Origin of the sequence: Marinospirillum perlucidum (genome assembly GCF_003336805.1) — a bacterium.
Classification (GTDB): domain Bacteria; phylum Pseudomonadota; class Gammaproteobacteria; order Pseudomonadales; family Halomonadaceae; genus Marinospirillum; species Marinospirillum perlucidum.
Window position 1 is genome coordinate 58,366 of the sequence record NZ_QFWJ01000002.1, and the last position, 13,777, is coordinate 72,142.

Genomic DNA, 13,777 nt, shown 5'->3' on the forward strand with positions numbered 1-13,777 from the left:
ATGAACCCATTTTTTCCTTCCGCGACAAAACTTCTCCATTTACTTGCAATCTTGGCGTAAAAAATGCTTGTTAATTTAGTGCTGCTACCTGCAGTTTTTACTGCTTCTGAGAGGAGAGTCCTTATGCGTCATTATCCATCAGTCGATCAGGTTAAAGCCGACATCTTGAGCGTCTTCAAAAATATTACTGAAGATGAAAACGAGCAAAAAATGCGGACCGAAGCCGAGCGCCACCGACGAGCCCGGCAAACCATTGAAGATCTTCAGGAAAAAAAGCGTCTTGAACAAGAGCTCAGCAATGGCTGGGATCTGGAACTGCATTAAGCTTTTTTAGCAATCAAGGAACTTCCCTGAAAGCGCAGGGTTTAATAAGCTGATATTTTTGCTGACGACCTGCATTCAAGGAAAATTTCGTGTCCAAATCTTCTATTGTTGCTGTTATACGCCAGCAGGGTTGCCTGCTGGCCTTTCTGGGCTCCATCGGCATTGTCGTTGCGGCCCTGGCCTATGAATGGATTACCGGCCTGCTGCCCTGTCCCCTGTGCTGGCTGCAAAGAGGGGTTTTTATTGCCCTTGCCCTGGTCAGTCTGGTGGCGCTCCTGCTTCAGCGCTATCGCCCCCTGCGCTGGGTTCTGATCCTTGTTTATCTGCTACTGGGCCTGCTCGGCAGTGTGATTGCCTTGCGCCATATTTACATCAAATTCAATCCGGAAGCAGCCAGCTGTGGTATGGATGTGGAAACCCTTCTGGACTTCTTTCCCCTGCAGCAGGCTTTAACCCAGATGTTCCTGGGTTCCGCAGATTGTGCCCAGGCTGCCAACTTCTTCTGGTTACCCCTACCCGTGTGGTCACTGGCCGGTTATCTGCTCTTTGTAGGCCTGGCCACTTACAGCCTCTGCAAGCGCCAATAAAAAAAGCCTGCGGAAAAAAATCCGCAGGCTAAATAACCGCCGCTTCTACTCGTAGGTGCGAGGTCTCAGGTTCCAGGGTCTTAGGAAATCCTTCTCACCAACATTGTCATGGTCGCCCAGCAGCTGGCCCTGCTGCTCGGTTCCGTAGTAGCCATGACGATGAAAGGTTTCGTAATACCTTTCTCGTGTCTCGCCAACATCACCGGTATAACGAGGGTCCTGAGGACGTTCGTGACTATTGATGTATTCGGCAATATCCCAGGATTCCTGCACGCTCATGCTGTAGGGTTGACCCAGGGGCATGTTGTTACGAATAAACCCGGCCAGAGTAAAGCGGCGAATGATGCCGGCACCCCAGTTATAAGACAGATCTCCCCAAACAGCCGGGAAATGTGCCTGTCCATCAACACGTAAGCCGCTACCATCACTGGCGTGACAGATTGCGCAGTTTTCTTCATAGAGCGCCTCGCCCCGGGTGTAAGAAGGCTCTTCCTCGGGCTCATCGATGGGGTAACCGCGGCCGTAATAATTACCCAACTGGTAAATAGGGACACCCCGCGCCAGCCAACGGTGATAAGCAGCCAGAGCCACCATGTTATCACTACCGTATTCCGGTGGGGTGCCATTCATGGAAAAGCTGAAACAACCGGCAATACGTTCTTCCAGATTATTCACATGCTGGTTTTTAGGACGGAAATTGGGCAGCACCACTGCTGCGCGCCAAACCGGTGCAGCAAAAGGCAAGCGCCCTTCGCCCATATGACAACTCTTGCAGTTCATGTCATTGAAGACATTTTCGCCGCGTAGTTGCTGGGTATTCATGAACAAGTCATAACCCCGTCGAATGGTGCGTTTCAGCTCCGGATGCAGGTTCGAAGCTTCCAGATCTTCCATGGTGGGTGGTGTATGTACCAGCTGACCTGGCTGAGGCCCTGGAATTTCGACTGGAAAACGCAAGGGCTGATCTTCCGCCTTGACCGGCAGGGCAAGCAGGCTGACCAAAACGACCGCCCCTAAGGGTTGAGTGATTTTCCTGAACATTGCATTTCCCCCTAGTTGGCTGGTTGCTGGGCTAACCAGGCGGAAACCGCCTGAATATCACGTTCATTCATGCGCTCGGCAATGGCTGCCATCAGGTGTTGAGGATCATTATCCCGGTCACCGTTTTGCCAAGCACGAAGCTGCTGAGCAAGGTAACCTGCATGCTGGCCTGCTATGCCTGGAAAATGCTGCCCAGCCCCCTGGTTACCCGGGCCATGACAAGAGCTGCAAGGGACGATATATCGCTCCCAGTCACCCCGTGTTGCCAGCTTTTCCCCCCAGGCCAGGTCTTCCTCACTGGCAGTTTCACCACCAGCTGCCGGGGTAACCGGTAATTGACTGTAATACACAGCAACATCGCGAAGCTGTTGATCGGTCAGCATCTGCGCAAAAGGCTGCATGCTGGCGTTAACTCGCGTTCCTGCCTGGAAGTCCTTGACCTGTTTATACAGGTAGTCGGCATTCATTCCTGCCAGGCGTGGCCAGGACTCTCCATCGGGAATATTCTGCCCACTACCATCGGCCTGGTGACAGGCTGAACATACGGCAGCCGCAGCTTCTCCCCGCTGAGCATCACCATCCAATGCCCAAGCCGGTAAACTCCAGCCGACCAGCAAGAAGGAGCTGATCATTATTTTCATTAGTAAGGACTGCATTCTTTTCCCTCCCCATCATCGTGACTGCTGCAATTGCAGCCTATAAAAGAGCCTACAAGAATCACGGTCTTTTCAGTATTGGCAAAGGATTTAAAAGAATAAAGATTTTTCTTATATAACAGGATTGTGAACTGAGAGAAAATAAGTAGAATGGTCAGTCTAATATGCAATTTTCAGGTCACTTTTAATGCGCAAGCTTTTGCTTCTGGTAAGCCTCCTGCTGATCGTCCCAATGAGTAATCGGGTTCAGGCAGAAGTACTTGCCCTCTCCTGGGACAATGACATCTTTTTCGACAGTGATGGCAACTATACCAACGGCTTGAAATTTGCTTGGCTCAGCGATGAGGTTAGCAGCTCGGCCTGCCAGAGCTGCCCGTATTTCCAATGGCTCCCCGGCTGGAAGCAACCGGATAGTTTCTACTCGGTTACCTGGAGTCTGGAGCAGCTGATGCTGACACCCAGTGATATTTCTGTGGCTGAGCCCCAGTACCGGGATACGCCCTACGCCGGTCTTTTGCGCATGCAGTTGGGTGGCTATGCCCGCACCGCCAGGAGCATTACCGGCTACACCCTGTCAATCGGCACGACCGGTGAAGCTTCCCAGGCGGATGCCAGTCAGCGCTGGGTCCATCAATGGACCGGATCAACGACACCGCAAGGCTGGCAACACCAACTACCGACTCAACCCGTTGTAGGCATGACTGCCCTGCATGCCCGGCATTTTTTTCATTGGCAGGGAGATCATTTCCAGGTTCGAGGCGGCTGGGGTCTAGCCGGAGAAGCAGACACCTGGATCGTGCAATCGCGCACCGGGGCTTATCTAAGTTGGGGTCAGCAACTTTCGGGCAATCTGCTCCCGGCCTATTCGGTACTGGGTTCCACGGCCTCCCTGGCAGGGCTGGGCAGCCTGGATTCCAGTGGCTGGTCACTGTATGCCGGTTTTACCAGCCAACGGATCCTGTGGAGTTATCTGGAAAGCGAGGGTCAAAAAGCCGGTTATGAACTGGAAGGCAGAAACTGGTGGTTGTCCGGTTTTCTTGGAGCCACATTGCATACCCCCGGCATGCTGGTTGCACTTTCGCTAGAGCGGAGTTCCCAGGTTGCCCAGCTGAGCGGGCAGGTGGTGAACTATGGCAGCCTGGCCCTAGTCTGGACCTACTGACTCAGCAAACCCAGCCGGTAACCTGCATGTATCAATTCCGCCAGGGAGCGGACCTGCATCTTTTGCAGAAGATGATGACGATGAACATCTACCGTCTTGGGACTGATTGCAAGCGCCTCAGCAATTTCCCTGGCCGTCAGACCTTGTACCAGTTGGCGCATTACCTCCTGCTCCCTGGGCGTCAGCGTTAGCCATAGACGCTCCTGCGCCTCTTGACCTTTGACCCGATCAAGATAGGACTGGTGCAGGCGCACGGCCTGATTGATTCGCGCCAGCAACTGGTCATCATTAAAAGGCTTTTCGACAAAATCAAATGCCCCTGCCTTGAGTGCTGCCACAGCCAGAGGAACATCAGCATGACCGGTAATAATGATCACTGGCAGCCCTTGGGCTCGAACCCCGACTTCTTCGAGCACTTCCAGCCCCGTCATCCCCGGCATGCGGATATCCAGCAACAGGCAACCCGGCTGCAGGGCGGTCGCCGCTATTTCTTGCAGAAAGGCCTCTGGCTCGGCAAAGGACCTAACCTCCCAATCCAGGGAAGCCAATAACCAACTGAGTGAATCACGTATTCCAGCATCATCATCAAGCAGCCATATACAGGCTTTCATGGTTTCTCCTTGATTGCGCCAAGAGGTCTTCCAGACAGGGGCAAGCTGAATAGGGCCAACAACCCCTCACCTCGAGGGTTATCCCTCAAGAGTAAATGCCCCCCCATTTTCTTGGCCAGTGTTTGACTCAGGCTCAACCCCAACCCCATACCACCTTCTTTCGTTGTATAAAAAGGGGTCAGTATTTTTTGCGGATCCAGCCCCTGAAGGCCTGGTCCACTATCCTCGACCGCAAAAACCAGGCTATTGCCCACCACTGAACATGACAAGCTGAGATGGCGGTTTTCTACCTCTAGAGGCAGCAGAGCCTCTATGGCATTGGTGAGCAGATTCATCAGGATCTGCAAGACTTCGACGCGATTTGCCGAAAAAGCGGGCAGTTCCGGTGTACAGCTGCAGGTAACATTGATTTGGTGCTGGCTCAGGTGACCGGCAAGCAGCTCCAGCGCTTCGGTGCAGACGGTCTCAGGTTGCATCCAGGTGTAAACAGGTTCGCTTTTACGTAAAAACAGACGCAGATTTTTGATAATTGCAGCTGCCTGCTCCCCCTGGGCTGCCAGTTTATTCATGGCATCCAAGAGTGACTCCCGATACACGAACTCAGCAGCTTCCGGTCTGAGGAGATAGTTGCGACTCCCCCGGGCGTAATTCACCACGGAAGTAAGCGGCTGATTGAGTTCATGCGCCAAACCCGCCGTCAATTCACCCATCAAGGCAAAACGCGACATTTCCAGAATTTCTGCCTGCTGATGCCGCAAATTGCGCTCAGCTTCGCGCAACTCCCGGGTTCGCTGACGCACAAGGTAGCCAGTGCGCAGATGATGGATAAAGACCAAGAGTAGCAGGGAGGCCAGCAACAGCAGCAATTCTCGATGCCTGATCAGCCAATCCACTAATGGACTGGCAGAGTAGCCGGAAAAAGGCCCGACCTGGAGGCGTTCAAAGACCTCATAGACCGGTTGATAGGAGACAGGGGCAACCCAGCGACCTTGCGAAGAGGTCAGCAAAGCGACTGCAACCTGGCGGGCCAATTCAGAATCCGTGCTTTGCAGGCTTAAAAAAGGCCAGTCCGGAAATAGCCTCGTGGAAGTAGCACAGGTATAGTCTGCCACCTCTAGCGGAGACAGAATCCGATAGTCATCTAGCGCCAATTGCCCGGAAGCTGCCAGACTTTCCAGCAGACAGGAGCGCAGGACCACTGCATCAACCTGCTCCTGGTCCAGAGCAGCCAACAGCTCTTCCATGGGAAAACCTCGTGTCTGGAGAGCCTGTAACTCTTTCGTCCAGTCAAATCCCTGACGCAGCATTACATCCGCTATCAACTGAAAGCCTCCAAAAGCTTGAGGACTGACAATGCCCAGAGTCTGGCCCTCAAGATCGGCCAAGTGCTGCAGATCCTGACGCTGTGCCAGGGTAACCAGAACCGAGCCCAGCGATTCATGCGGTGTCAGGGCATGCGGGTCGCGTCGTGTAGCCAGGGGTGCCAAGGGGTAGCGGGAAGAAAGATCAACATAGTGGCCGGGATTCGTGAGCACAAAATCCAGCTGCCCGGATGCCAGGGCAGCCTCCAGCTCTTCGTGGGTAAGCCAGTGAAGCTGCCAGCTGACCTCAGGCAGGCTTTGTTGCAACAAATCCAAAGTGGGTTGCCACTGCGAATGCAACTCGGGCAGATCTCTCCAGGCGAGAATACCCAAGCGAACACCTTGGCTAGCTAAGGTTTGGGAGGCAGTGAGCAGCAGGATGGCTGCAAAGGCAAGGGATATAAAAGGAAGATGAAAAAAACGCACCTGGCAAGAGCCCTTGTTCAGACCCGCCTAAGTGGATGGCGGCCAGGCATTAGTTTAGCGGCAACTGTTTCTTTCACTCAAGAGCAAGGGCGGCCCTGAGCCGCCCCCACAAACTTAAAGATTGGCAAAGAAGACCACCAGAACACCCACAGGTGCCAGATAGCGCACGATCAGATTCCAAAGACTGAAGTCGTAGACATCCAGCCCCAGTTCCTGACGAACTTCTTCCTTATCCAAGCGCCAAGCCAGGAAGAGAACGACACCCAGGCCTGTCAAAGGCAGGAAGAATTTACTGGTCAGCGTATCCAGGAGATCAAAAATGTTCAGTCCCAGGATGGCAAATTCTGACAGCAGATTAAACGACATCAGAGCAAGCACACCCAGAGCCCAGGCGGCAGCCCCGGAGACCAGCGTCGAGCCAACCCGGCTTAAGGGTGTACGCTCTTCCACAAACTCCACCACGGGTTCCAGCAAGGAAATTGCAGAAGTAACCGCAGCAAAGGTGAGCAACACAAAGAAAGCCAGGCCGACCAGCCAGCCACCGGTGATGTTACCGAAGGCCACTGGCAGAGTGACAAAAATCAGACCCGGACCGGAACCCAGATCCAGCCCCTTGGCAAAGACTATCGGGAAGATGGCCAGACCAGCAGCCAGAGCAATGACGGTGTCCATGATCACCACGGTACGGGCTGCCTGCAACAGCTTCACCTCCTCGCCGAGGTAGGAGCCATAGGCCATCATGATGCCCATACCCAGGGAGAGCGTAAAGAAAGCATGGCCCAAGGCAGCCAGAACCACATCACCGGAAACCACGGACCAGTCAGGCTTAAACATGAAGGCCAGGGCCTGGGTAAACCCACCGGTGGTCATGCCATAGAGAACCAGCAAAATCAGCAAAACACCCAAAGCAGGCATCAGCAAACGAGCCGTTTTTTCCAGACCAGCGGTCACCCCACGAGCCACGATGAAAACGGTCAGCAACATAAAGAGGCTGTGCCAGAGGATCAAGATGGCCGGGCTGGCAAGAAGATCGTTAAACAGAATGCCAATGGCTTCTGCTGTCTGGCCCGAAAAATTACCCAAAAGGGCATCCTTGATGTAAGCCAGAGACCAGCCGCCTATCACGCTATAAAAGGAGAGAATCAGAAAAGCGCCGAGGACACCGCCCAGACCCACCAGAACCCAGAGTTTATTGGCTCCGGCAACTGCGGCCAGTTCCTGCATGGTATTGACAGGATTCTTCTGGCCCCTGCGGCCCAAAAGCCACTCACTCACCAGAATGGGTAAACCAATCAGAAGGATACAAGCCAGATAGATAAAGACAAAAGCAGCGCCACCGCTTTCGCCCACCATATAAGGAAATTTCCAGATATTACCCAGCCCAACCGCCGAACCGGTTGCTGCCAGGATAAAGCCCATGCGTGAAGACCACTGGGCATGCACCTGTTTTGTTGAAGCCATAGTAACCTCGTTAACCCCGTTTTTTTTGTTGGTAGAGGGCCCGATGTTCCGGCACCACCGGAAACCAGCCCACAGCCACCAGCAAAAAAACGGTTCCCCGGGGTAAGGGAAACACGAAGTTCTTGGCAGGATCACTGCAGCAAACCCGGGCGGCGCGGAAGATAAGCCGGCTCGCTTGTTTTTCCGAAAGCAGGATCACTGCGCCCTGAATCAGGGGTACGGAAAAACCTATCCGTTTATTTTCCCAGAAATATGCCTGCAGGTCACCCGAAGTTGCAGGCTATTGACGACTTTCCGGTCAGGCCTCTGGTAAACTAGGGAGCAAAACAGGTCTAGATTACTGGAGCCAACAAGAGATGACACAACCCACTTCCCTCTCATCGGGTGGACGTTTCAGCGAACCCACCGATGCCTTTGTAGAAGCCTTTACCGCTTCGGTTAATTTTGATCAGCGCCTCTATCGCCAGGATATTCAAGGCTCGATTGCCCATGCCACCATGCTGGCCAAAGTAGGCGTGCTCACCGATATGGAAAGAGATGCCATCATTCAGGGGTTGAAAGAAATAGAAGCTGAAATCGAAAAAGGCGACTTCACCTGGTCAGTAGAGCAGGAAGATGTGCATATGAATATTGAGGCCGCTCTAACGGCCAAGATCGGCATCACCGGCAAGAAACTGCATACCGGTCGCTCCCGCAACGATCAGGTCGCCACCGATATTCGTCTTTATCTGCGTGATGAAATGGATCGAATTGGTGCTGAGTTGACGCGCTTGCAAAAAGGTCTGACCGATTTGGCTGTCAAGGAAGCCGACACCATCATGCCCGGTTTCACCCACTTGCAGACCGCACAACCGGTCACCTTTGGCCATCACCTGCTGGCCTGGAACGAAATGCTGCAAAGGGATTACGAACGCCTTGAAGATGCACGCAAAAGGGTCAATCTCTCGCCCCTGGGTGCAGCGGCACTGGCTGGCACTACCTATCCCATCGACCGCCTGCAAACAGCCGAACTGATGGGTTTTGCAGGCCCCACGGAAAACTCCCTGGACTCAGTATCCGATCGTGACTTCGCCGTGGAATTCTGCAGCTTTGCCAGCCTCTTGCTGATGCACCTGTCACGCATGAGTGAAGAGTTGATTCTCTGGACCAGCGCCCAGTTCAACTTTATTGATCTGCCCGATCGCTTTTGTACCGGCAGCTCCATCATGCCGCAAAAGAAAAATCCCGACGTGCCCGAACTGGTTCGCGGTAAAACCGGGCGAGTCTATGGCCACCTGATGAGCCTGCTCACACTGATGAAATCTCAGCCGCTGGCCTACAACAAGGATAACCAGGAAGACAAGGAACCCCTGTTTGACACCCTGGATACAGTGCAAGGCTGCCTGCGTGCCTTTGCCGACATGATTCCGGCGATCGAACCCAAGCGTGACTCCATGCGTGAAGCCGCCCGCCGCGGTTTTGCCACGGCTACGGACCTAGCTGATTATCTGGTCCGCAAGGGGCTGCCTTTCCGTGATGCTCATGAAGTAGTCGGCCAGTCAGTGGCCTATGGGGTGCGCGAGAAAAAGGATCTCTCCGATATGAGTCTGGAAGAGCTACGTCAGTTCTCTGACGCCATCGGTGAAGATGTGTTTGACGTCCTCACCCTGGAAGGCTCGGTAGCGGCTCGCAACCATCTGGGCGGCACCGCTCCTGATCAAGTCCGGGCCGCCGCCAAGCGCGCCCAGACCCGTTTGCGCCAGCGAGGCTAATGGCAATGAAGCGTCACACTAGTTACTGTGGTGGCCTGTTGCTGCTACTGACTTTGACACTCCTGGCTGGTTGCGGGCAAAAAGATGACCTCTACCTGCCCCAGCCGGGACAACAGCTCACCACCACTGCTGAATAAGGCATCTGGCTATGGATTTTTTTAATTACCAAGACAAGCAACTCTTTGCCGAAAAGACTTCAGTTAAAGAGCTGGCCGATGAACTGGGCACCCCTCTATACATCTATTCGCGTGCCACTTTGGAGCGCCACTTCAAAGCCTATTCCGATCCGCTGGCTGATCAGCCCCATCTGATCTGTTATGCCGTCAAAGCCAACTCCAACCTGGCCGTTCTCAATCTGCTTGCCCGCCTCGGAGCCGGCTTTGATATCGTCTCTGTGGGCGAGCTGGAAAGAGTCCTGGCAGCAGGCGGCGATCCGGCACGTGTCGTTTTCTCGGGAGTCGGCAAACAGGCCCATGAAATTCGCCGCGCTCTGGAAGTGGGGATTAAGTGTTTCAATGTCGAATCCCGTCCGGAACTGGACCGCATTGAACGGATTGCCGAGGAAATGGCGGTCACGGCCCCCATATCTCTGCGCGTCAATCCGGATGTTGACCCCCAGACTCACCCCTATATCTCTACCGGCCTGAAAGCCAACAAATTTGGTATCGGTTTTGAGCTCGCTCGGGAGGTTTACCGGGAAGCTGCCGCCATGCAGCATCTGGAAATCGTGGGTGTCGACTGCCACATAGGTTCGCAAATCACCCAGATAGATCCCTTCCTGGATGCTCTCGATCGCCTCCTGGTACTGGTGGATCAACTGGCCGAAGACGGCATTCACTTGCAACATCTGGATCTGGGTGGCGGCCTGGGTGTTCGCTACAGTGATGAAACCCCGCCGCTGCCTTCTACGTATGTCGAAGCTCTGAGACAAAAACTGGCACAGCGTAACCATGAGCTGATTTTCGAGCCCGGCCGGGCGATTGCCGCCAATGCCGGTATTCTCGTCACCCGGGTTGAATACCTGAAAGAAGGCCAGGAAAAGCATTTTGCCATCGTTGATGCCGCCATGAATGACCTGTTGCGCCCGGCGCTCTATGATGCCTGGCAGGAAATCATTGCGGTAACCCCGCGTGAAGATGCCACTGAACGCAACTGGGAAATTGTTGGTCCTATTTGTGAAACGGGCGATTTTCTGGGCAAGGATCGCAAACTGGCCTTGGAAGCAGGCGATTTGCTGGCTATCCGTTCGGCCGGTGCCTATGGTTTCACCATGGCATCCAATTACAACAGCCGTAACCGGGCTGCTGAAGTCATGGTTGATGGCGAAAACTGGTATCTGGTCCGCCAGCGGGAAAGCTATGAACAACAAATGGCCGGCGAATTTACTCTGCCAGCCTGATGAGGCATAAAATGCTGCTCCATTTCACCAAGATGCAAGGTCTGGGCAATGATTTCATGATGGTTGACCTGATCAGCCAGAAAGCCCGCCTGCGCACCGAACAAATAAGGCGCTTGGCTGATCGCCATTTTGGCATCGGCTTTGATCAGCTTTTGACTGTGGAAGCACCGCGTACGCCCGATGCTGACTTTCGCTATCGCATTTATAATGCTGATGGTTCCGAGGTAGAAAACTGCGGCAATGGTGCCCGCTGTTTCGCCGTCTTTGTTCGTGACCGCAAGCTCACCAGCAAGCAAACGCTGAAGGTGGAAACGGCAGGAGGCCCCCTGACCCTTCAGGTTAGAGATGATGGCCAGGTCACCGTCAACATGGGCATTCCCCAACTTTCACCCGATCAAATTCCCTTTCAAGCCGAAGTACAAGCAAAAAGTTATGCACTGGATGTAGACGGCCAGACCTTGAATATCGGTGCCGTGTCCATGGGTAATCCTCATGCGGTTTTACGAGTGGATCAGGTGGATGAAGCAGCCGTCGAGCGACTGGGCCCCCTGATTGAAAATCACGTGCGTTTTCCCAAACGAGTGAATGCAGGGTTTCTCCAGGTACAGGAGCGTAATCAGGCTCGGCTTCGGGTTTTTGAACGCGGTGTGGGTGAAACTCTGGCCTGTGGCACTGGTGCTTGTGCGGCCATGGTATCCGGACGTATTCAGGGTTGGTTTGATTCCTGGGTCGATATCCAACTACCCGGGGGGCATCTGCAAATAGAATGGCCCGGCGAGGGTCACCCTGTAATGATGACGGGGCCAGCCAAGAAAGTTTATGAAGGACAGATTTACTTATGATGGATGCCGAGGAAGTCGTCGACTGGTTGCGGGAAAATCCGGATTTCTTCAAAGGACGCGAAGAATTGCTTTGCAGTCTCGAACTTGACCACCCCTGTGGGGATGCCGAGTCTCTGCTTACTTATCAGTTGGGTTTGCTGCGTGAACAGGTGCGCCAGCAAGAAGAAAACTATCAGCAGTTGCTGGCCAATGCCCGCGACAATGAAAAGCGTCTGCGTCGCACCGAACGCCTGCTGATTAATCTGGTAGAAACAGAAAATTCCGAAGAACTGATCAGTGTGCTCTCAGAGCGCCTCCAGCAGGACTTCCAGATTCCGGAAGTCCTTCTCTGGAGTTACACCAATCTCAATAGCCTCAACCGTGCTGATGAGAGCTTGCAAAAACAGCAGTTGGATTTGCTCGGTAATCGTCAGGCTCTGTGCACTCAGTTGGATACTAGCACTGCCCGCTGCCTGGGTCTAAAAGCAGAGACCCGGGGCTCTGCCGCCCTCTGCCTGCTGAGTCATACCCGACCCTTGGGTTTGCTGGTGTTGGTGCACCCGGATAGTGACAAATTCGGCCAGCAGCAGGACACCCTGTTTATAGAATACCTGGGCAGTATTATCAGTCGTCTGCTGGCAAAGGATCGTCGGAGTTTTGCGGCCCAGCAACATCCGGGCGAGACAGATCCAGCCAACTATTGAGTCGCTTCCAGGCTTCCCCACGCCCTTCTCCCTTGAGTGAGGAAAAAAGCTGCACACTGGCTTTTCCGGGAAAGTCCTCCAGCTCCTTACGCACCGCCAGCAACTGATTCTTAGCCGGGCCACGTTTCAACTTGTCTGCCTTGGTGAGTAGCAGGTGTACCGGCAGATCACGACTGGCTGCGACCTCCATTAACTGGCAGTCAAAATCAGTCAGGGGGTGGCGAATATCCATCATGATAACAATGCCGACCAGGCACTTGCGTTCACTGACATAGGCACCCAGATGTTTACCCCATTCGCGCCGCAGAGCATCGGGCACCTTGGCATAGCCGTAACCAGGCAGGTCAACCAAGCGCTTTTCTTCATCGATTTTGAAAAAGTTAATCAACTGGGTACGCCCTGGCGTTTTACTGGTTCGCGCCAATCGCGGGCTGGTGAGACAATTTAACGCACTCGATTTCCCGGCATTGGATCGTCCTGCAAAAGCGATTTCCACGCCCTCATCAACAGGACATTCAGCTAAAGTTGGCGCGCTTAACAGAAAGCTGGCCTGGGCAAAATGCGCTGGCTGGGGCTCTGGAGGCCTTTTCTTGTTCGGTTCATAAATAATTTTCTGGCGTGGCTTTTTTTTCTTGACTTGGCGCATGAACAACCCCTGACGGGCAAATTTAAACAGAAGGGATAAGGTGAGTGGCATTCCAGTTAGCGCAAGGCTTAGCTATAATGCGGGTACTTTACGGTGATAGTTTATCACCGGACGTCCGAAGGTGCGAAAAGCGCTACCAGAGCTGGAGTCTTCTGCCAGCCATCGGGCGGCAGCTTTCCAAGACTAGCAAATGATGAGACTGGACGAACGATGAAAAAACTACTTATTGGCTTGACCCTGGCAATCAGCGCCGCTGGTTACGTACATGCTGAAGGCGATGCCGCAGCTGGACAACAAAAAGCAGCCGTTTGTGCTGCCTGTCACGGTGCATCTGGCGTTAGTGCCGTTGCCCAGTGGCCCAACCTGGCTGGCCAGCACAGCAGCTACCTTTTCAAGCAGATTACTGAAATCCGTGATGGTGCCCGCAATGTTCCAGAAATGGCTGGCATTGTTGATAACCTGAGCGACCAGGATGTTCGTGATATTGCTGCCTACTACTCCCAGCAGCCTGCTAACGTTGGCCAAGCCAACGAAGAATTGGCTCTCCAGGGTCGTGATCTCTATCGCGCCGGTGACGTTGCCCGTGGCATTCCTGCTTGTACAGCCTGCCATCTGCCGAACGGTAAGGGTAATGCGCCAGCCGCCTTCCCTGAAGTTTCCGGTCAGCACACTACCTACACCATCAATCAGCTGAATGCCTTCCGCAGTGGCGAGCGCGACAACGACCCTGCTGGCATGATGCGTGGTATTGCAGAAAAAATGACCGATGCCGACATCGAAGCCGTTGCAGAATATATGTTTGGCTTGCACGGAACTAATCGCTAAGA

15 protein-coding genes are annotated in these 13,777 nt (G+C 53.8%); 9 read left to right on the forward strand and 6 right to left on the reverse strand.

Annotated features, from left to right (window positions below; all coding sequences use genetic code 11):
• Positions 1-123: 123 nt before the first annotated feature.
• Positions 124-324 carry a PA3496 family putative envelope integrity protein gene (locus tag DFK18_RS02770; protein WP_114416690.1) on the forward strand — a complete coding sequence of 67 codons (201 nt, stop codon included), beginning with the start codon at positions 124-126 and terminating at the stop codon, positions 322-324.
• Positions 325-413: 89 nt separating this feature from the next.
• Positions 414-911 (forward strand): disulfide bond formation protein B, encoded by a 498-nt coding sequence (locus DFK18_RS02775; protein ID WP_114416691.1) that lies wholly within the window; start codon positions 414-416, stop codon positions 909-911.
• 45 nt (positions 912-956) lie between these two features.
• Here DFK18_RS02775 and DFK18_RS02780 read toward each other — a convergent pair whose 3' ends face one another.
• Positions 957-1,952: a c-type cytochrome gene (locus DFK18_RS02780; RefSeq protein ID WP_114416692.1), complete on the reverse strand. Its 996-nt coding sequence runs from the start codon at positions 1,950-1,952 to the stop codon at positions 957-959.
• Between the two features lie 11 nt (positions 1,953-1,963).
• The gene (locus tag DFK18_RS02785; protein WP_218563890.1) at positions 1,964-2,608 is read right to left on the reverse strand and encodes a c-type cytochrome; all 645 of its coding nucleotides are present in this window, start codon (positions 2,606-2,608) and stop codon (positions 1,964-1,966) included.
• Between the two features lie 187 nt (positions 2,609-2,795).
• Here DFK18_RS02785 and DFK18_RS02790 point away from each other — a divergent pair, with 187 nt between their 5' ends.
• Entirely contained in the window at positions 2,796-3,770 is a 975-nt protein-coding gene (locus tag DFK18_RS02790) for a lipid A deacylase LpxR family protein (protein ID WP_114416694.1), read from the forward strand.
• Here the strand turns inward: DFK18_RS02790 and DFK18_RS02795 are convergent.
• The 3 genes from DFK18_RS02795 to DFK18_RS02805 all read right to left on the reverse strand — a co-directional run bounded on the left by DFK18_RS02795 (position 3,764) and on the right by DFK18_RS02805 (position 7,629).
• Positions 3,764-4,381: a response regulator transcription factor gene (locus DFK18_RS02795; protein WP_114416695.1), complete on the reverse strand. Its 618-nt coding sequence runs from the start codon at positions 4,379-4,381 to the stop codon at positions 3,764-3,766. The two genes, DFK18_RS02790 and DFK18_RS02795, sit on opposite strands and share 7 nt — an antisense overlap.
• Positions 4,378-6,075, reverse strand: a complete 1,698-nt coding sequence (locus tag DFK18_RS02800) for a sensor histidine kinase (RefSeq protein ID WP_162299667.1) — start codon at positions 6,073-6,075, stop codon at positions 4,378-4,380. Before DFK18_RS02800 ends, DFK18_RS02795 begins: the two co-directional genes overlap by 4 nt.
• Before the next feature lie 207 nt (positions 6,076-6,282).
• Positions 6,283-7,629: a sodium-dependent transporter gene (locus DFK18_RS02805; protein WP_245944319.1), complete on the reverse strand. Its 1,347-nt coding sequence runs from the start codon at positions 7,627-7,629 to the stop codon at positions 6,283-6,285.
• A 356-nt stretch (positions 7,630-7,985) separates the two neighbouring features.
• Between DFK18_RS02805 and argH the strand changes: the two genes are divergently transcribed.
• Genes argH through DFK18_RS02830 form a run of 5 tightly spaced genes read left to right on the forward strand, consistent with a single transcriptional unit; the run spans position 7,986 to position 12,304 of the window.
• Positions 7,986-9,380: an argininosuccinate lyase gene (argH, locus tag DFK18_RS02810; protein ID WP_114416698.1), complete on the forward strand. Its 1,395-nt coding sequence runs from the start codon at positions 7,986-7,988 to the stop codon at positions 9,378-9,380.
• Between the two features lie 5 nt (positions 9,381-9,385).
• On the forward strand, positions 9,386-9,517 hold the full coding sequence (gene lptM / locus DFK18_RS02815) for an LPS translocon maturation chaperone LptM (RefSeq protein WP_114416699.1): 132 nt from the start codon (positions 9,386-9,388) through the stop codon (positions 9,515-9,517).
• A gap of 11 nt (positions 9,518-9,528) precedes the next feature.
• Entirely contained in the window at positions 9,529-10,779 is a 1,251-nt protein-coding gene (gene lysA, locus DFK18_RS02820; protein WP_114416700.1) for a diaminopimelate decarboxylase, read from the forward strand.
• Positions 10,780-10,790: 11 nt separating this feature from the next.
• Positions 10,791-11,621, forward strand: coding sequence for a diaminopimelate epimerase (gene dapF, locus DFK18_RS02825; RefSeq protein ID WP_114416701.1), 831 nt, complete (start codon positions 10,791-10,793; stop codon positions 11,619-11,621).
• Positions 11,618-12,304, forward strand: coding sequence for a DUF484 family protein (locus DFK18_RS02830; RefSeq protein WP_114416702.1), 687 nt, complete (start codon positions 11,618-11,620; stop codon positions 12,302-12,304). The genes dapF and DFK18_RS02830 overlap by 4 nt, the downstream gene beginning before the upstream one ends.
• Here the strand turns inward: DFK18_RS02830 and yihA are convergent.
• The gene (gene yihA / locus DFK18_RS02835) at positions 12,225-12,950 is read right to left on the reverse strand and encodes a ribosome biogenesis GTP-binding protein YihA/YsxC (protein WP_114416703.1); all 726 of its coding nucleotides are present in this window, start codon (positions 12,948-12,950) and stop codon (positions 12,225-12,227) included. The genes DFK18_RS02830 and yihA overlap by 80 nt on opposite strands.
• Positions 12,951-13,160: 210 nt before the next feature.
• Between yihA and DFK18_RS02840 the strand changes: the two genes are divergently transcribed.
• Positions 13,161-13,775 carry a c-type cytochrome gene (locus DFK18_RS02840; protein WP_114416704.1) on the forward strand — a complete coding sequence of 205 codons (615 nt, stop codon included), beginning with the start codon at positions 13,161-13,163 and terminating at the stop codon, positions 13,773-13,775.
• Positions 13,776-13,777: the final 2 nt, after the last annotated feature.